Source organism: Rathayibacter sp. AY1C1, assembly GCF_002932105.1.
In the GTDB taxonomy this organism is placed as follows: domain Bacteria; phylum Actinomycetota; class Actinomycetes; order Actinomycetales; family Microbacteriaceae; genus Rathayibacter.
This window is the reverse complement of the sequence record NZ_PSWH01000005.1, coordinates 74,489-92,187: the sequence shown is the minus strand read 5'-3', so window position 1 is coordinate 92,187 and position 17,699 is coordinate 74,489. Positions and strand designations below refer to the sequence as shown.

The following is a 17,699-nucleotide window of genomic DNA, read 5'->3' as shown; positions in this document are numbered from 1 at the left end:
CGGCGGCGTGGAGGGCGTGCTCACCGGCTTCTCGATCATCGGGGTCGTCATCGCGGTCGGCTACCTGATCGCGCGGTTCCGGATCGTCCCGCCCGAGAGCCGGCTGATCCTGTCGCGGATCGCCTTCTTCGTCACGACGCCGGCGCTGCTGTTCACCGTGCTGTCGCGGGCCGACGTCTCCGTCCTCTTCTCCTCGTTCCTGCTCGTCTCGCTCCTGACGGTGCTGACCGTCGCCCTGCTCTACGTGCTGGCCTCGCGGCTGCTCTTCCCCCGCCCGCTGCCGGAGACGGTGATCGGGACCGCGGCCTCCTCCTACGTCAACGCCAACAACATCGGACTGCCGGTCGCCATCTACGTGCTGGGCGATCCGCAGTGGGTGGCCCCGACGCTCCTCCTGCAGCTGATCGTCCTCGCGCCGACGATCCTGACGCTGCTCGACGTCTCGACGAGCGGGCGGACCTCGGTCGGCGCGATCCTCACGCAGCCGCTGCGGAACCCGATGATCATCGCCTCCGCCCTCGGCCTCGTCGTCGCACTCACCGGCGTCGAGCTGCCCGCGCCCGTGCTGCAGCCGTTCTCGATCATCGGCAACGCGTCGATCCCGCTGGTGCTGATCGCCTTCGGGATGTCGCTGCGCGGGCAGCGGCCGCTGGAGGCGGGGCCGGCGCGGGTCGAGGTGGTCGTCGCCTCCGTGCTCAAGTCGCTGGTGATGCCGGCGGTCGCGCTGCTGCTGGGGCGCTTCGCGTTCCACCTCGACTCCGAGCACCTCTTCGTGGTGACGGTGACCGCCGCGCTGCCGACCGCGCAGAACATCTTCACCTTCGCCTCGCGCTACGACCGGGGCGTCGCCGTCGCCCGTGACACGGCCCTCGTGACCACGGTCGCCGCGGTGCCCGTGCTCATCGGGGTGTCCCTCCTGCTGGGCTGAGCGGAGCAGCATCCCCGGCTCCCGCTCGGGCCCGGCGGAGGCGCCGGACGGCCCGCGCATCCGCGTCGCGTGTCCCTCGTCCTGGGACGGGGCCGGTGGCGCGGGCCCGGTCGCACTCCGCCGACCGTCGCTTAGGCTCTCTCGAATGAGCACCACCACGTCCGCCGACCGCTCCGCCCGCGGCAGGCCGCGCCGCCGTCGCGGCCTCTGGATCACGCTGATCGTCCTCCTGGTCCTGCTGATCGGCGCCGTCGTCGCGGTGCTCCTCGGCGTGCGCACCTACGACAAGGCGATGACCGTCCGCGACAAGCTGACCGAGGCGATCCCGCTGGTGTCGCAGGTGACGGACAGGCTGACGACGTTCGACACCTCCGGGGCGGAGGAGACCGCGGGCCGGATCGCGACCCTCACCGGCGAGGCGCGCGACGAGACCGAGGACCCGGTGTGGCGGGTGATGGAGGTGGTGCCCGTCCTCGGGCCGAACCTGTCCGCGGTCCGCGCCGCGACCGAGATCGCCGACGACGTCTCCGGCCGGATCGTCACGCCGCTCTCCACGACCTCGCTCGACATCCTCAAGCCCGTCGACGGCAGGGTCGACCTCGCGGCGATCACCGAGCTGTCGCAGAAGATCACCGTCGCCAAGGAGGTCGTCGACGCGGCGCAGACCCGCGTCGAGGGCATCGACCGCGGCCCGCTGGTGCCGCAGGTCGCCTCGGCCCTCGACTCCTTCACTCCGCAGCTGGCCACCGCGACCGCGGCGATGGAGCAGGTCGAGCCGCTCACCGCGATCCTCCCCGACTCCCTCGGAGCGTCCGGTCCACGCCACTACCTGGTGATGTTCCAGAACCTGGCGGAGTCGCAGGCTCTGGGCGGCGGCGCGTCGTCGGTGATGCAGCTCGACGTCGACGGCGGCGCGATCTCGATCGGCCGTCAGCTGGGCAGCGGCGACTTCCGCGGTCTGGCGCCCGTCACCGTCGACCAGAGCGCGCTCGACACCATCGGCGAGAACATGGCGACGACCTTCAACGTCTCGACCAGCCGCCCCGACTTCCCGACGGCCGCCTCGATCGCCTCGCAGTTCTGGGCGCAGAAGTTCCCCGAGCAGAGGATCGACGGCGTCCTCGCGATCGACCCCGTCGCCCTCTCCTACCTCCTCGGCTCGACCGGGCCCGTGACCCTCACCGACGGCACGGTCCTCACGAGCGAGAACACCGTCTCGACCCTGCTCAACGAGGTCTACTTCCGCTACCCGGAGTCGGTCGTGGCCGAGCGCACCGACGAGTTCTTCTCGGAGGCGAGCGCGACGGTCCTGGGCAAGATCCTCGGCGGGGAGATGGAGCCGACGAAGATGCTCCCGGCGATCGTGAAGGCGGTCGACGAGAGCCGCATCCTCGCCTACAGCTCCGACGCCGACGAGCAGGCGCTCCTCGCGCCCACGCCGATCGCGGGGGTCCTGCCGCAGACGACGACCGACGGCACGACCACCGGAGTGTTCTTCCAGGACGCCTCGGGCGGCTCGAAGATGGACTACTACCTGAGCACGGCGGTCACGCAGTCGAGCGCGGGCCGGTGCGCCGCCTCGGGCGCGGTCTTCACCACCTCCGTCACCGTGACCAACACGATCTCGAAGGCGGTCGCTCGGACGCTGCCCGGCTACGTCGCCGCGGCCGGCGGGCGCGGTGCGTACCCCCTGGGCGACTTCGTCACCAACATCTACGTCTACGGCCCTCCCGGGACCACGGTGTCGAGCGCGGCCTGGGCCGACGGCACCGGCTACGGACCCGAGAGCCTCGACGACCTCGGCCGTCCCGTCTCGAAGGTCGCCGTGCAGCTCTCGCCCGGCCAGTCCGAGACGTTCGACGTGCAGTTCAGCGCCGGCGACGCCTCCGGCTTCGGCGACCAGACCGTGCGGGTGACCCCGATGATCAACCCCACCGCGGTCACGCTGAACGACGAGCCCGCCTGCGGCTGACCTCGCCTTCGCGCGCCTCCGGGTCGGTGCTGGACCAGCCCCGAGCACGCCGACCGCTGACGCGCCTCCGGGTCGGTGCTGGACCAGCCCCGAGCACGCCGACCGCTGACGCGCCTCCGGGTCGGTGCTGGACCAGCGCCGAGCACGCCGACCGCTGACGCGCCCCGGGTCGGTGCTAGACCAGCGCCGACCCGGGGATCGAGCTCGTCACGAGCGAGGAGGCGAGGAACGCGGTGGCGATGCAGAGCACGAACCCGATGACCGGCACGAGGAACGCGCGGCGGCCCACGAGGTAGCGCACGACCGTCACGGCCACGGCGATCAGTGTCAGCGCGGGCGGCCCGATCAGCGCGATCGAGACGCCCCAGTCGATCCGGTCGAAGTCGCAGGCGAAGTTCTGGCCCTCGCACTGCGCGGGGAAGACCGAGAGGATCGCGGCGAGGTAGCCGAGCACGATCGTGAGCAGGCCGAGGGCGAGGCAGCCGAGGATCGAGAGCACGAGGTCCCAGCGGCGCCGGCGCGGCTTCCCGGCGGCGATGATCTCGCCCACCGAGCGGTAGGCGTCGGACCGGAACTCGTCGTGCGCGGCTGCGGGACGGGCGGTCGCAGGGCGGGCGGTCGCAGGGCGTGCCGTCGCGGGTCGGGAGGCGGGGCGGGAGGCACCGGCCGAGGCGGCCTGGGCCCGCGCGCGCTTCTTCTTCGACGAGGCCATGCTCAGAAGATCATCGGGCGGTCGTCGTCGAGGGTCGTCTCCAGGTCGAGATCGACCACCACCGGGACGTGGTCGCTCGGGGCGTCGCCCTTGCGCTCGTCGCGGTGGATCGAGGCGCCGGTGACGAGCTCGCCGAACGCGGGGGAGCCGAGCACGAAGTCGATCCGCAGCCCCTCGTTGCGCGGGAAGCGGAGCTGCTTGTAGTCCCAGTAGGTGTAGCCCTCGGGCACGAGGGGGCGGACGACGTCGCGCAGGCCCGCGTCCTCGAAGGCGGCGAAGGCGGCGCGCTCGGGGATCGAGACGTGCGTGGATCCGGGGCCGAGGCTCGGATCGCCCACGTCGCTGTCGAGCGGCGCGACGTTCCAGTCGCCGACCAGGGCGAGCGGCAGGTCGGGCTCGGCGGCCAGCCACTCGCGGGTGCTCGCCTCGAGGGCCGCGAGCCACTCGAGCTTGTAGAGGTAGTGCGGGTCGTCGACCGCGCGGCCGTTCGGGACGTAGAGGCTCCAGACGCGCACGCCGTCGACCGTCGCGCCGATCGCGCGGGCCTCGAGCGGGTAGGAGCCGTCGGCCGCCGCCTCCTTCGCGAAGCCGGGCATGCCCGGGAAGCCGACCTGCACGTCCTCCATCGGCAGGCGCGAGGCGATGCCGACGCCGTTCCACTGGCTGAGCCCGACCATCTCGACGTGGTAGCCGGCGTCGGCGAAGGCCTCGTGCGGGAACTGCTCGGGCTTGCACTTGAGCTCCTGCATGGCGAGGACGTCCACGTCCTCGCGCACGAGCCAGTCGACGACGCGGCCGGTGCGGGCCCGGATGGAGTTCACGTTCCAGGTGGCGATGCGCATCCTGGAAGTGTAGGAGCCGCCGCCGACACGTCTCCTGCGCGTCCTCCGCGCGTCCCGGCGGCCGCGGGCCGGGGGAGTCATCCCCTCGGCGGATTGCGGAACCGGTGTCGGTGGTCGATGGTTGTCTAGCGCCGTCCCGACCGGCCGTTCGTGTCGTCCGGACGCCGCCGCCGCCCGCGCCGTGCGGGCCCGACGGGCTCCCCGGCGCTCCGCGCTCCCCAGCCCGGTCCACTCCCCTCCCGCTCCTGCTCCGCCCCTCCGGAGGACCCATGATCCTGCTCCGCCTCGCCTCCGCCTACGCGAAGCCCTACGCGCGCTGGGTGGCCGCCGTCGTCGTGCTGCAGCTCGTCGCGACGCTCGCCGCGCTCTACCTGCCGAGCCTCAACGCCGAGATCATCGACCAGGGCATCGGCCGCGGCGACACCGACTTCATCTGGGGCACCGGCATGACCATGCTCGGGGTCTGCGTCGTGCAGGTCGCCGCGGCGATCGGAGCCGTCTACTTCGGCGCCCGCACCGCCATGTCCGTCGGCCGCGACCTGCGCCGCGACGTCTACCGCCGCGTCGACTCGCTCAGCGGGCTCGAGGTCGGCGGCTTCGGCACGGCCACCCTGATCACCCGCGGCACGAACGACGTGCAGCAGGTGCAGATGCTCGTGCTGATGACCCTCAACTTCATGGTCTCCGCGCCGATCATGTGCGTCGGCGGCATCGTCTTCGCCCTGCGCGAGGACGCCGGCCTCTCCTGGCTGGTCTGGGTGTCGGTGCCGCTGCTGTTCGTCGTGGTCGGCTTCCTGGTGTTCCTGCTGCTGCCGCTGTTCCGCCTCATGCAGGACCGGATCGACGGGATCAACAGCGTGCTGCGCGAGCAGATCACGGGCATCCGCGTGGTGCGCGCCTTCGTGCGCGAGCCGTTCGAGTCCGAGCGGTACCGCAAGGCCAACGCGGCGATCACCGAGGTGTCGATCAAGGTCGGCAACATCTTCGTGCTGATGTTCCCCGCGATCATGATGATCCTGCACCTGGCCACCGCGGCCGTGCTGTGGTTCGGCGGGCAGCGGGTCGACGCAGGTCAGATGCAGGTGGGCTCGCTCACCGCGTTCCTGCAGTACCTCCTCCAGATCCTCACCGCCGTGATGATGGGCGTCTTCATGGTGATGATGATCCCGCGCGCGGTCGTCTGCGCCGAGCGGATCCAGCAGGTGCTCGACGCCCGCACCAGCCTCACCACGCCCGAGGGCGGAGTCCCGACGCCCGCGCGCGGCCGCGTCGAGTTCTCCGGGGTCGTCTTCGGCTACCCGGGCGCCGAGCGCCCCGTGCTCTCGGGCATCGACATCGTCGCGGAGCCGGGCCGCACCACGGCCGTCGTCGGCTCCACCGGCGCCGGCAAGACCACCCTGCTCGGCCTCGTGCCGCGCCTGTTCGACCCGCAGGAGGGCACCGTCACGATCGACGGCGTGCCCGTCTCCTCCCTCGACCGGGCGCAGCTCGCCGAGGTGATCGGGCTCGTGCCCCAGCGCCCCTACCTCTTCTCGGGGACGATCGCCTCGAACCTGCGCTTCGGCCGCCCCGACGCGACGGACGCCGAGCTGTGGGAGGCGCTGCGCATCGCCCAGGGCGAGGACTTCGTGCGGAGCAAGGAGCACGGGCTCGACGAGCCGGTCTCGCAGGGCGGCACCAACGTCTCCGGCGGGCAGCGCCAGCGGCTCTGCATCGCGCGCGCCCTCGTCGCGAAGCCGCGGGTCTACCTGTTCGACGACTCGTTCTCGGCGCTCGACGTCGCGACCGATGCGCGGCTGCGGGAGTCGCTGGCCGACGCCACCACCGACGCGACCGTGATCATCGTGGCCCAGCGGGTGTCGACCATCCGCCACGCCGACCAGATCGTCGTGCTCGACGCGGGCCGCGTCGTCGGCCGCGGCACGCACGACGAGCTCCTCGAGACGAACGCGACCTACCGCGAGATCGTCGAATCCCAGCTGAGCGTCGAAGGAGTGTCCTGAGATGGCGCGCACACGCGACACCACCGTCCCCGAGGAGACGACGTCCCCCGAGCCCGAGTTCGAGCCCGGCGAGGGTGACGGCGGCATGTTCGGGGACGGGCCGCCCGCCCGCAAGGCGCAGAACTTCTGGCCCTCGGCCAAGCGCCTCTTCTCGCTGCTCGGCCCCGAGCGCGCCCGGATGGTCCTCGTGGTCGCCCTGGTCTCGCTGTCGGTCGTCCTCACCGTCATCGCGCCCAAGATCCTCGGGCAGGCGATGGACACGATCTTCAACGGCGTGATCGGCTCCCAGCTCCCCGCCGGCGTCCCGCTCGAGCAGATCATCGAGCAGCAGCGCGCCTCGGGCAACGGCACCTTCGCCGACATGCTGGCCAAGACCGACATCGTGCCCGGCGCGGGCATCGACTTCGTGGTCCTCGGCCGCCTGATCATCATCGTGCTGCTGATGTACGTCGTCGCGTCGGTGCTCATGTGGGCGCAGGGCTACATCCTCAACGGCCTCGTGATGCGGGTGGTCTTCGGCCTCCGTCAGGACATCGAGGCGAAGCTCAACCGCCTCCCGCTGCGCTTCTTCGACACCCGGCAGCGCGGCGACGTGATGTCGCGCGTCACGAACGACGTCGACAACATCCAGACGGCGCTGCAGCAGGCCTTCTCGCAGCTGGTGCAGTCGGTGCTCACCATCATCGGCATCGCCGCGATGATGTTCATCGTCTCGTGGCAGCTCGCGCTGATCGCGCTGATCTCGATCCCGCTCTCGGGCGTGATCGCGGGCGTGATCGGCGCCCGCTCCCAGAAGCTCTTCGCCGCCCAGTGGAAGAGCACGGGCGCGCTCAACGGCCACATCGAGGAGACCTTCTCCGGGCTCGAGATCGTCCGCGCCTTCGGCCGCGACCGCGAGATGCTCGAGGAGTTCGACCGCCGCAACGACAGCCTCTACACCGCCTCGTTCGGCGCCCAGTTCGTCTCGGGCATGATCATGCCCGCGATGACCTTCGTCTCCTACCTCTCCTACGTGCTCATCGCCGTGGTCGGCGGCCTGCGGGTCGCCTCAGGTCAGCTGACGCTCGGCGACGCGACCGCGTTCATCCAGTACTCGCGCGAGTTCACGCAGCCGGTGACCCAGCTGGCGAGCATGGCGAACATGCTGCAGTCCGGCGTCGCCTCGGCCGAGCGCACGTTCGAGCTGCTCGACGCCGAGGAGCAGGAGCCGGAGACGGCGACCGCGTCGCTCCCGCAGCGCACCGACGGCCACGTGGAGTTCGAGGGCGTCTCGTTCTCGTACGCCCCGGAGCAGCCGCTGATCGAGGACCTGACCTTCTCGGCGCAGCCCGGGCAGACGGTCGCCATCGTCGGTCCGACCGGGGCGGGGAAGACCACGCTGGTCAACCTGGTCATGCGCTTCTACGAGCTCACCGGAGGGCGCATCCTGCTCGACGGCGTCGACATCACGAGCCTCGCGCGCGGCGAACTGCGCTCGCGCGTGGGCATGGTGCTGCAGGACGCGTGGCTCTTCCAGGGCACCATCCGCGAGAACATCCGCTACGGGCGCCTGGACGCGACCGACGAGGAGATCGTCGACGCGGCGAAGGCCACCATGGTCGACCGCTTCGTGCGCCAGCTGCCCGACGGCTACGACACGGTGCTGGACGCCGACGGCGGCAGCGTCTCGGCGGGCGAGCGGCAGCTGATCACGATCGCGCGCGCGTTCCTCGCGAACCCGTCGCTGCTGATCCTCGACGAGGCCACCTCCTCGGTCGACACCCGCACGGAGCTGCTCGTGCAGCACGCGATGAACGCGCTGCGCACCGACCGGACCTCGTTCGTCATCGCGCACCGGCTCTCCACGATCCGCGACGCCGACACCATCCTGGTGATGGAGTCGGGCCGGATCGTCGAGCAGGGCGCGCACGAGGCGCTCCTGAAGCAGCGCGGCGCCTACTACGAGCTCTACATGACGCAGTTCCGCGGAGGAGGCGACGAGGCGGGCGAGCACGCCGCAGCGGGCGCGCTCCCGAGCGGGGGAGGGGTCGCCCCGTAGAGTAGGCGCGTGACCGACGCACGCCAGCAGCTCATCGAGTACATCGGCTCCGACGCCGTCTTCCACGGGGACTTCACCCTCACGAGCGGCAAGAAGGCGTCGTACTACGTCGACCTGCGCCGCGTGAGCCTCGACCACCGGGTCGCGCCGCTGATCGGGCAGGTCATGCTCGACCTCATCGCGCCGCTCGAGCGCGTCGACGCCGTCGGCGGCCTCACCATGGGAGCCGACCCGATCGCCGCCGCGATCCTCCATCAGGGCGCCGCCCGCGGTCTCGCCTACGACGCGTTCGTCGTGCGCAAGGAGCCCAAGGACCACGGCCGCGGCCGGCAGGTCGAGGGCCCCGACCTCGAGGGCAAGCGCGTCGTCGTCGTCGAGGACACGTCCACCACCGGCGGCTCGCCGCTGAAGGCGATCGAGGCCCTGCTGAAGGTCGGCGCCGAGATCGCAGGAGTCGCCGTCGTCGTCGACCGCGCGACCGGTGCCCGCGAGATCATCGAGGACGCCGGCTACCCGTACTTCGCCGCGATCGGTCTGGCCGACCTCGGCCTGAGCTGATGGTTGACGAGGGGGGACGCGGCGGGGGCCCGGGAGGCGGCGAGCACCCGGAGCCGGAGGGCCGCGGGTCCGAGGGCCGCGAGCCGGAGGGCCGCGAGCCCGAGCTTGCCGGATCGGAGACCTCCGAGCCGGAGCGTGCCGAGCCGGAGCGACCCGAGCCGGAGCGACCCGTCGGCAGCAGCGAGTGGCTGCTCCAGCAGCTCAGCGGCGGCCGCCTGAAGAGCATCTTCGACTCGCCCCGCCCCGTCCCTCCCGTGGAGGAGTCGCGCGCGGAGCGGACGTCCGGTCCTGCTGAGCCCGCAGCCGACGAGGCCCACGCGTCAGCGGAGGAGCGGAGGGTTGCGAGCGAGTCGGCCTCCTCCGCCGATGCGGCCGGACCGTCGTCGAGCGACAGCGACTCCGACGCGGTGTCGCGACGTACCCCTGCCGCTCCGGTCGGCCTGTGGCCGGGGGAGCCCGTGCTGAGCGCGACGCCCGCCGCCGAGGAGGCCGACGGCGACCTCCCGAAACCCGCGGACGACTCCGCTCGGGTGGAGGAGCAGGACGCCGACGCCGATCGCGGAACGGTCGTGGAGCCGGAGCGCTCCTCCGACCGCGACGGCGTCTCCGCCGAGGGACGGAGCTCTCCGGGCGACGACACGGGAGTCTCCGACACGGGAGCCCGCGCCATGGGAGTGCACGAGACGGGTGCCCGCGAGACGGGTGTCCGCGAGGCGGGTGCCGGTGGGACGACTGCCCGCGACACGAGTGCCTCCGACGCGGACGTGTCCGACGAGGACGCCTTCGACGCGTTCTTCGCCCCCCTCCGCGACGACGACGCCGACGGCTCCGGCTCCGACGCCTCCACCGATGCCGGCCGCACCGAGGTGCACCGCCGCGGGGCGGACTCCGTGCGCCCGGTCCTGCCGCACACCGACCCTCCCGCCGACCTGCCGACCGCCCCCGCCGGACTGCGCAGCGCCCACCGGCCGGACGACGAGCCCGATGCCGGATCCTCGACCGACGTCGACCCGGCGGACCGCTCCGGCGCCCTCTACCCCGCTGACGGACGCCCGGTCGGCGCGACCCCGCCGACTCCGCGCGAGCCGACTCCGCCCGCCGTCTACGAGTGGCCCGACCCGCGCGGGGACTGGGACCAGCCGCCCGTGTGGGAGCAGGTCGTCGCTCCGCAGGACGAGCCCGACGAGGACGGCGGCGACGAGGAGCTGTGGCGCGAGACCGCCGGCGCCTACTCGTGGAACCTCGAGCCGGCCGCCGAGCCCGCCGACCGCGCCGAGCCCGCGCCCTTCCGCACCGCTCCCGCGGCCGCCCACGTCAACGCCGCTCCGCCGCGGAAGCGCCGCTCCGCCCGGTCCCGACCCGAGAGCCGCGAACGCGACTCGGCGACCGCCGCAGCGCCCGCGTGGCGCACGCTCAGCCGACGCCGGCTCCTGATCGGCCTGATCGCGGCGGGTGCGGTGATCCTCCTCGCCGGGCTCTTCGCGATCGGCATCGCCGTCGGGAGCGCCGGCGGCCGAGCAGAGCCGCAGGCCGTCCCGGTCGTCAGCGAGACGCCCACGGCGGAGCCGACCCCCTCGCCCACGCCGACCGCGACCCTCCCGACCGTCGGACCGCTGCCGGTCGGCACCTGGGCCTGGAGCGCGCTCCTCGGCGGCGAGTGCGTCGAGCCCTTCGACTCCGTCTGGGCGGAGGAGTTCACCGTCGTGGACTGCGCGGGGGCCCACTCCGCCCAGCTCGTCGCCACCGCGGAGCTGACCGACGCGGCGTTCCCCGGCCAGGACGCCCTGGCCGTCACCGTCTCCTCGCTCTGCCAGGCGCAGGGCGTCGTGGACGTCGCCGCGGCCGAGACCTACGGCGACGTGCAGGTCGCCGGTGCGTTCCCCGTCACCCAGGAGCAGTGGGACGCGGGCGAGCGCAGCTACTACTGCTTCGTCGACCGGGCGGGCGGCGGCGAGCTGACCGGCTCCCTCGCCGGCACCCCCGCGGCCTGACGCGCGCCGTCCCTCAGGCTTCGGGGGACGCCGCCGGGCACCGGCCCGGTGCACCCGGCCGAGCCGCGGAGCGCCCAGTAGGATCGCTCGTCGTGCAGGAGAACGAGGCGACCCCCGCGACCGGACCCACCGCCTCCGTGGAGCTCACCACGAACGGCGTCGGCCCCTGGCAGGGCGAGCGGCCCGAGGACGACCGCCTCGACCCGGAGCTGCTGGAGCGCGGCGACGCGCGCAACGTGGTCGACCGCTTCCGCTACTGGCGGATGGACGCGATCGTCGCGGAGCTCGACCGCACGCGGCACCCGTTCCACGTCGCGATCGAGAACTGGCAGCACGACATGAACATCGGCTCGATCGTCCGCAGCGCCAATGCGTTCGGCGCGGAGGGCGTCCACATCGTCGGCCGGCGGCGCTGGAACAAGCGCGGCGCGATGGTCACCGACCGCTACCAGCACGTCCAGCACCACGAGACGGTGGCCGACCTCGCGCAGTGGGCCGCGGAGGCGGACGTGCCACTCCTCGCCGTCGACAACGTCCCCGGCTGCGTGCCGCTCGAGACCTACCGGCTCCCCGAGCGCTGCCTCCTGCTGTTCGGGCAGGAGGGACCCGGCCTCTCGGAGGAGGCGATCGCCGCCTCGGAGGCCGTGCTCGAGATCACGCAGTTCGGCTCGACCCGGTCGATCAACGCCTCGGCGGCGGCAGCCGTCGCGATGCACGCCTGGGTGCTGCAGCACGTCCGCTTCTGACCCCCGCGAGCCGCGGTGCCGTGTCAGGAACCGGCGCCCGGCCCGCTGCCGGGACTCAGACCGCTGAATCCGGCGGGAACTCCGACTCCAGCGGCTCCGACGACAGGAGCTCGTGCACCCCGCTCAGCACCTCGTCCGGGCGGAACGGGTAGCGCTCGATCTCGGCCTCGTCGCTGATCCCCGTCAGCACCAGCACGGTGTGCAGGCCCGCCTCGATGCCCGCGACGATGTCGGTGTCCATCCGGTCGCCGATCATCCCGGTGTTCTCGCTGTGCGCGCCGATCTTGTTCATCGCCGAGCGGAACATCATCGGGTTCGGCTTGCCGACGACGTACGGATCCTTGCCCGTCGCCTTCGTGATGAGCGCCGCGATAGCCCCCGTCGCCGGGAGCACGCCCTCGGCGCTCGGCCCCGTCGCATCGGGATTGGTGACGATGAAGCGCGCACCCGCGACGATCAGGCGGATCGCCTTCGTGATCGCCTCGAAGCTGTAATTGCGGGTCTCGCCCACGACCACGTAGTCCGGCGCCGTCTCCGTCATGATGAAGCCCGCCTCGTGCAGCGCGGTGGTGATCCCCGCCTCGCCGATCACGAACGCGCTCCCGCCCGGCTTCTGCGACGCGCAGAAGTCCGCCGTCGCCAGAGCGCTCGTCCAGATCCGCTCCTCCGGCACGTGCAGCCCCGACCCGCGCAGCCGCGCCGCCAGATCCCGCGGCGTGAAGATCGAGTTGTTCGTCAGCACCAGGAACGGGGTGCCCGAATCGGTCCACTCCTGGATCAGCTCGGGCGCGCCGGGGAGCGCCTTGTTCTCGTGCACCAGCACGCCGTCCATGTCCGTGAGCCAGGCCTCGACTTCACTGCGGTTCGTCGCCATGGGTCGATGCTATCGGCGGCACCCCCGCGCACGACGGCGACGACCGGCGAACCGCCCGGCTCCCTCCGCTGACGCCCCTGTGGAGGGACGACCGTCGTGCGCCGGACGGCCGGACCCCGGACCCGCACAGCCCCGAGCGGGATAGCCTGGGAGGCATGAGTGGCGAGAACCTGCTGGGCCCCGAACCGACCCTCCTCCCCGACGAGCCCGCGGTCACCGCGGCCCTCGCGAAGCACGCGAACCCGGGAGCCGTCGAATTCGCCGCCCTCGCCGCCGCCCACCCGCGCTCCCCGCTGGCCTGGGCACTGCTCGCCGACAGCGTCTGGGGCATCGACGCGGCCCTCCCCTCCTACGCCTACGCCCGCGTCGGCTACCACCGCGGTCTGGACCTCCTGCGATCCGCCGGCTGGCGCGGCCAGGGTCCCATCCCGTGGCGCCACGGACCCAACCGCGGTTTCCTCCTCGCCCTCTACGCCCTCCGCCGCGCCGCCGACTCCATCGGCGAGACCGAGGAGGTCACCCGCCTCACCCAGTTCCTCCAGCAGGCCGACCCGATCGCCATCGACGAGATCGAGCGCTATCACGAGGACGCGCTTCCCCCCACTGCCGCTATCGTCATCCTCGGCAACGACTAGGCGGCGCCGGGGACGCGGTCCCGGGGGCGTCGGGCTCGGAGGCCGGCCCGGAGGGCTTGAGGCGGAGTCGCGATCCCGTCCACCCGCAGTCCTGCGCATCGTCTCCTGTCGGCGTGCCACCCGCCGGCGAGGATCCGGCGGAAGCCCGACCGCTCAGGTCCTCCTCGTCCCTTCCCCTGGGTAGTGTTCGCTCCTGTGACGCTCTTCTCGGACCTCCCCGTCCTTCCCGTCCTCAGGCGCGCACGCGAGCGCGATCGCCTCGCGTCCGCGGAGGCGGGCTGCTGGGCGTGACACGGTCGGCCGGGGAGGCTCCGGTGAGCCGGTGGCGCCTGCGGGTCGCCGGGACCACGGCGGTCCTCGCCTTTCTGCTCCTGCTCGTCTGCGCCGATCCCTTCGGATCGGACTCCTCGCGGCAGTTCGTCCGGATCGCCCGCTCCCATGATCCGACTGGTCTCGTCCACGCCCTGGGTGGAGAAGGGATCGCAGTCTGCGCTCTCGCCTCACCGGCTGCAGCGGCGGCAGCCGCGCTGGTGGCGGCGAGCAGCCGTCGACCCTTCGTCCCCGCACTCGGAGTGCTCGCGCTGCTCGAGGGGGCGTCGACCGTCGAGATGATCGTCACTCCGCCGTCGGTCGGTGGCGTGCTGTACGGCCTCCTCTCGGTTCTCGCGGGCACGGCGGTCGGGGCGCTGGTCGGCACGATCCTCCGACGAGTCGTCCCGAATCGATCCGCCGCACGCTCACTGCGGATCCTCTGGCGCACGTGGCTCGCCGTCCTCCTCGCCGTCGCACTGCTCGCCGCGGTGGCGGTGCCCCTCTTCGTCCGCCCCGTTCTCGATCCCGTGGGGGGAGCCGATGCGCTCGTGGTGCTGGGTCCTGCTACTGATCGCAGGGTCGGCCGTGCGCTCGCTCTGCTCGAGGAGCACCGGGATGTCACCCTCGTGCTCTCGACTCCGCGCCTGGAGAACGGTTCGTTCGCCCGAGCCGAATGCGATGCCGGCGAGGAGGTCAGAGTCGTCTGCTTCACTCCCTCCCCGTTCACTACGGGCGGTGAGATCTCCGAGCTGAACACGCTCTCCTCGGAGTACGACTGGACCTCGGTGGCACTGATGACCTCCACTCCGCATGTGACCCGGGTCCGCACGATCGCGTCTCGCTGCCTGCGCACACCGTTCTCGGTCGGCTCGGTCGACGAGCCGCGGCGGGTGAGCGAGTGGACTCTGGCGGTGGTCTATCAGGTGCTGGCGTTCGGCAAGCTGCTGATCCTGCAATCCTGTGAGAGCGGCCGCTCGTGAAGAAGGATCCGCACCTTGGGCCCCCCTTCTAGGGGCGGAACCATGGATCCGCGTCGTCGTTCCAGGAAAACGACAGAGTCTCCTCTGCTTCCCTCCGCGGTCGGGGGGTGCGGCCGTCGACAGCCGATGGCGGGATGATCCGAGCATGAGGAGATGACGACGACTCTCGAAACAGGACCCGGATCCCGCCGCACGTTCCTCCGCTACGGAGGGGCCGCGGCCGCGGCCGCCGTCGTCGCCGCACCCGCCGCGGAAGCCGCGGACGAGACTATACCTGCGACCCGCGTCAACGGAATCCACAACTACCTCGAATTCGCCGGGACCACTGACGAGGACAAGCTCCGCGCCGCGATCGACTATTTCGTCGCCGCTCGCCAAGAGGTCACGTTGACGATCTCGAAGAGCTTCAAGATCACGCGCACCCTCGTGATCGACTCCTCGTACATCTCGCTCGAGTTCACCTGCGGTCCGCTGAATGCGACCGCCATCACCAGCGGTCCTGCTCTCACGGTGATCGGCAGTGCCACGTCCGGCTACCCCAACAACAGGGCGGCGATCACCGGACTCCGTCTGCTGGGGCCGGGAGCGTCCGCGACGGCCAGCACCGGAATCCTGTTCAACACCGACAGCACGACTGCCGCCACCACGCGCGGGCTCGGACTCTGGGGCCTGGAGATCTCGGGCTTCGGGACCGGCGTGTCCTTCGAGAACGATGCGTTCCTGATCAGCTTCTACAACTTCCACATCTTCCGCTGCAGGACGGCCGTTTCCATGCCCGCAGGCAGAGTCAACTACGGCGAGAACATCAAGTTCATCGGCGGTGGTATCGGCACCAGCACCCTCGGCGTCTACAACGCCAACCCGAACGGCGAGCTGCACTTCGTCTCGACGTCGATCGACTTCTGCGTGCAGGCCGTGAAGGTCGACGCGGGTCGGGTGATCCTGCACCAGCCGCATATCGAGATCAACGAGAGCGGCGCGAACTCCACGCTCTCGCAGTTCGTCACCGGGTCGAGTACAGCTGCGCAGATCTCGATCTCAGGCGGACACCTCTTCTTCCATCAGGTCCCGGTGGCCAACTACCTCTTCGAGACCACTGCAGGAGGGTGGGGCGGCGGAATCCAGGTCCATCAACTGTCGATGTTCAATACGCAGATGAAATCGGGATATCTCGCCGGTGGCACTGCGAAGGTCCGTATCAGCCAGCACGTCACCTCGGACGGGAACGGCAGCGGTTCGGGGCAGGGGTCGATTCTGCATTCGAAGGCGGCGAACAAGCTCGTCGACGGGAACTTCTCTCTCGCAGCGCCCGTCGACGCGTTCCTCAACGGCGCCGACGCGACGAGCCGCACCACCAGCCCGTCCATGACGCTGACCACCAGCGGCAACCAGCTGCTGATGACCCGAGTGGCCGGCGGTCCCGGTCCGGCGGTCTCCATCGACGTCCCCGTCACAGCGGGGCTGCTGTACGGCGTCGACTTCACCATCGCGGGATCCACGTCGACGGGCACGATGTACGTGTCCGAATCCTTCGTCGCCGTGACCGGCGTGTCCTCGTCGGGGATCCCGATCGTCGCTCGGAGCAGCGCTCGCCCGGTGTCGAATCTCGACCTCGCCGGCGCGAACGCGCAGGCTCCCTTCCGCAAGACCTATCAGCAGACGACCTGGAACCGGGTCGCTCCTGCGTGGGCGACGCACTTCCGGCTGCGGTTCACCTTCGGATCGGTGACAGCAGGAGTGACTCGCTTCTCGGAGATCGTCATCACCGAACTCTGACGGGGGCGGCGGGTGACGGACCTCGAGAAACCCGACTGGTAGCGTCAGACCATCCCTCGCCGGCCGAGGTCGTCCGCTCCGTCGCCGAAGCGGGCGTGTCGCGGTCCGATCACAGGCCGTGGTGCCCTCTCCCAGGTCGTCTCGTGGTGCCCGGGGCGGTCCGCCGAAGAGACGAACGAAGGAGAAGCACGCGAATGATCCGGGCGCTCTTCTCCGTGAAGGACTTCTCCGGCTCGAGCAACCCCTACATCGAGCTGCTCGTCGGTTCGTTCCCGGCGTCGGTGGAACCGGTCGCGTTCACCTGGCGACGTGCCCTTCTCGGGCGCTACGACGTCTTCCACGTGCACTGGCCGGAGTACCTCTTCCGCGCCCCGCGCGGCCCGCGCCGCTGGCTGAAGTCCGCCCTCGCCTTCGGGCTCATCGCCCGGCTGCTCGCGTCGGGGACGCCGGTCGTCGTGACGATGCACAACCTCCGACCGCACGAATCGGGCAGTGCCGTCGAGACTCTCCTCGCGCGCTGGCTGGACCGTCTCACGGACGTCCGCATCTATCTGAACGAGTCCGACGAGAACGACCTGGACCGGGGAGTCGTCGTCCTGCACGGCGCCTATCCGGAGTCGGCCTCTGTCCCGGGCCCCCGTGAAGCGGGTCGGCGCATCCTGTTCTTCGGGCAGATCCGGCCCTACAAGGGACTCGAGGAGCTGATCGCGGCCTTCAGCGCACTCACCGACGGCGAACTCGTCATCGCCGGCGCGGCCGCTGTCCCCGAGTACGCCGACGAGGTGCGCAGAGCGGTCGGAGCCGACGGTCGCGTCCACCTGCGGCTCGGCCACATCGACGACGCCGAGCTGGACGAGCTCCTGGCAGGCGCGGACCTCGTCACCCTGCCGTACAAGTACCTCTACAACTCCGGAGCCGCGCTGCTCGCCCTCGGCGCGCGGAAGACGATCCTGGTCCCGGCGACCGGATCGACGCGGGCCCTCGCCGCGGAGGTCGGGAGCGGCTGGGTGGAGCTGTTCGACGGCCCCGTGTCGCCGGCGGCGTTGGAGGCGGGCCTCGAGCGAGCGCGCCGGCACGGAGAGAGGGAGCGACCCGACCTGTCCAAGCGCGAGCGTTCCCTCGTGGGAGCGCTGCACGGCGCCGTGTACGAGGCGCTCGTCGCTGCAGGCCGAGGTCGAGGACGAGGCGGGAAGGGGAGGAGAGCGGCGACGCTCGCTCGCCTCCGCGCAGACCCCCGCTTCCTCCGGCATTCCGAGCTGAATCGATGAACGAGCCGCAGGGAGTCGAATGAGGCGTTCAGCGCCGAGCCGCCGTTCACGTACCAGGACTACT

Annotated in this window: 14 protein-coding genes; 11 read left to right on the top strand and 3 right to left on the bottom strand. The window is 71.3% G+C overall.

Annotated elements, in window-relative coordinates:
• The first annotated feature begins 7 nt into the window (after window positions 1-7).
• Window positions 8-928 (top strand): AEC family transporter, encoded by a 921-nt coding sequence (locus C5C71_RS04035; RefSeq protein WP_104222809.1) that lies wholly within the window; start codon window positions 8-10, stop codon window positions 926-928.
• 145 nt (window positions 929-1,073) lie between these two features.
• On the top strand, window positions 1,074-2,900 hold the full coding sequence (locus C5C71_RS04030) for a DUF4012 domain-containing protein (RefSeq protein WP_104222808.1): 1,827 nt from the start codon (window positions 1,074-1,076) through the stop codon (window positions 2,898-2,900).
• Window positions 2,901-3,075: 175 nt separating this feature from the next.
• Here the strand turns inward: C5C71_RS04030 and C5C71_RS04025 are convergent, their stop codons facing one another.
• Window positions 3,076-3,612, bottom strand: a complete 537-nt coding sequence (locus tag C5C71_RS04025) for a hypothetical protein (RefSeq protein ID WP_104260953.1) — start codon at window positions 3,610-3,612, stop codon at window positions 3,076-3,078.
• Between the two features lie 2 nt (window positions 3,613-3,614).
• Window positions 3,615-4,454: an exodeoxyribonuclease III gene (locus C5C71_RS04020; protein ID WP_104269033.1), complete on the bottom strand. Its 840-nt coding sequence runs from the start codon at window positions 4,452-4,454 to the stop codon at window positions 3,615-3,617.
• A gap of 269 nt (window positions 4,455-4,723) precedes the next feature.
• Between C5C71_RS04020 and C5C71_RS04015 the strand changes: the two genes are divergently transcribed.
• From C5C71_RS04015 to C5C71_RS03995, 5 genes are all read left to right on the top strand, one after another.
• Window positions 4,724-6,457 carry an ABC transporter ATP-binding protein gene (locus C5C71_RS04015; protein WP_104239193.1) on the top strand — a complete coding sequence of 578 codons (1,734 nt, stop codon included), beginning with the start codon at window positions 4,724-4,726 and terminating at the stop codon, window positions 6,455-6,457.
• 1 nt (window position 6,458) lies between these two features.
• Entirely contained in the window at window positions 6,459-8,495 is a 2,037-nt protein-coding gene (locus tag C5C71_RS04010; protein ID WP_104337173.1) for an ABC transporter ATP-binding protein, read from the top strand.
• 9 nt (window positions 8,496-8,504) lie between these two features.
• A complete protein-coding gene (pyrE, locus tag C5C71_RS04005) occupies window positions 8,505-9,053 on the top strand; it encodes an orotate phosphoribosyltransferase (protein WP_104225724.1) in 549 nt (182 codons plus the stop codon).
• Entirely contained in the window at window positions 9,053-11,044 is a 1,992-nt protein-coding gene (locus C5C71_RS04000; RefSeq protein WP_104337172.1) for a septum formation family protein, read from the top strand. The genes pyrE and C5C71_RS04000 overlap by 1 nt, the downstream gene beginning before the upstream one ends.
• Before the next feature lie 92 nt (window positions 11,045-11,136).
• Window positions 11,137-11,790, top strand: a complete 654-nt coding sequence (locus C5C71_RS03995) for a TrmH family RNA methyltransferase (protein WP_104222802.1) — start codon at window positions 11,137-11,139, stop codon at window positions 11,788-11,790.
• 55 nt (window positions 11,791-11,845) lie between these two features.
• On the opposite strand, the gene C5C71_RS03990 is transcribed toward C5C71_RS03995, so the two are convergent.
• Window positions 11,846-12,664, bottom strand: a complete 819-nt coding sequence (locus C5C71_RS03990; protein ID WP_104225721.1) for an HAD-IIA family hydrolase — start codon at window positions 12,662-12,664, stop codon at window positions 11,846-11,848.
• 155 nt (window positions 12,665-12,819) lie between these two features.
• On the opposite strand from C5C71_RS03990, the gene C5C71_RS03985 reads away from it, so the two are divergent.
• From C5C71_RS03985 to C5C71_RS03970, 4 genes are all read left to right on the top strand, one after another.
• Entirely contained in the window at window positions 12,820-13,299 is a 480-nt protein-coding gene (locus C5C71_RS03985) for a DUF3151 domain-containing protein (protein WP_104225720.1), read from the top strand.
• A gap of 314 nt (window positions 13,300-13,613) precedes the next feature.
• On the top strand, window positions 13,614-14,591 hold the full coding sequence (locus tag C5C71_RS03980; protein WP_104222799.1) for an ElyC/SanA/YdcF family protein: 978 nt from the start codon (window positions 13,614-13,616) through the stop codon (window positions 14,589-14,591).
• Between the two features lie 153 nt (window positions 14,592-14,744).
• Window positions 14,745-16,367, top strand: coding sequence for a twin-arginine translocation signal domain-containing protein (locus tag C5C71_RS03975; RefSeq protein ID WP_104222798.1), 1,623 nt, complete (start codon window positions 14,745-14,747; stop codon window positions 16,365-16,367).
• A gap of 194 nt (window positions 16,368-16,561) precedes the next feature.
• Window positions 16,562-17,635, top strand: a complete 1,074-nt coding sequence (locus tag C5C71_RS03970) for a glycosyltransferase (protein WP_104222797.1) — start codon at window positions 16,562-16,564, stop codon at window positions 17,633-17,635.
• Window positions 17,636-17,699: the final 64 nt, after the last annotated feature.

Bases quoted from the DNA above. Each gene is read 5' to 3' on its own strand.
- C5C71_RS04030 (WP_104222808.1), top strand. From the start codon at position 1,074: ATGAGCACCACCACGTCCGCCGACCGCTCCGCCCGCGGCAGGCCGCGC.
- C5C71_RS04025 (WP_104260953.1), bottom strand. From the start codon at position 3,612: ATGGCCTCGTCGAAGAAGAAGCGCGCGCGGGCCCAGGCCGCCTCGGCC.
- C5C71_RS04020 (WP_104269033.1), bottom strand. From the start codon at position 4,454: ATGCGCATCGCCACCTGGAACGTGAACTCCATCCGGGCCCGCACCGGC.
- C5C71_RS04015 (WP_104239193.1), top strand. From the start codon at position 4,724: ATGATCCTGCTCCGCCTCGCCTCCGCCTACGCGAAGCCCTACGCGCGC.
- C5C71_RS04010 (WP_104337173.1), top strand. From the start codon at position 6,459: ATGGCGCGCACACGCGACACCACCGTCCCCGAGGAGACGACGTCCCCC.
- C5C71_RS04000 (WP_104337172.1), top strand. From the start codon at position 9,053: ATGGTTGACGAGGGGGGACGCGGCGGGGGCCCGGGAGGCGGCGAGCAC.
- C5C71_RS03990 (WP_104225721.1), bottom strand. From the start codon at position 12,664: ATGGCGACGAACCGCAGTGAAGTCGAGGCCTGGCTCACGGACATGGAC.
- C5C71_RS03985 (WP_104225720.1), top strand. From the start codon at position 12,820: ATGAGTGGCGAGAACCTGCTGGGCCCCGAACCGACCCTCCTCCCCGAC.
- C5C71_RS03975 (WP_104222798.1), top strand. From the start codon at position 14,745: ATGACGACGACTCTCGAAACAGGACCCGGATCCCGCCGCACGTTCCTC.
- C5C71_RS03970 (WP_104222797.1), top strand. From the start codon at position 16,562: ATGATCCGGGCGCTCTTCTCCGTGAAGGACTTCTCCGGCTCGAGCAAC.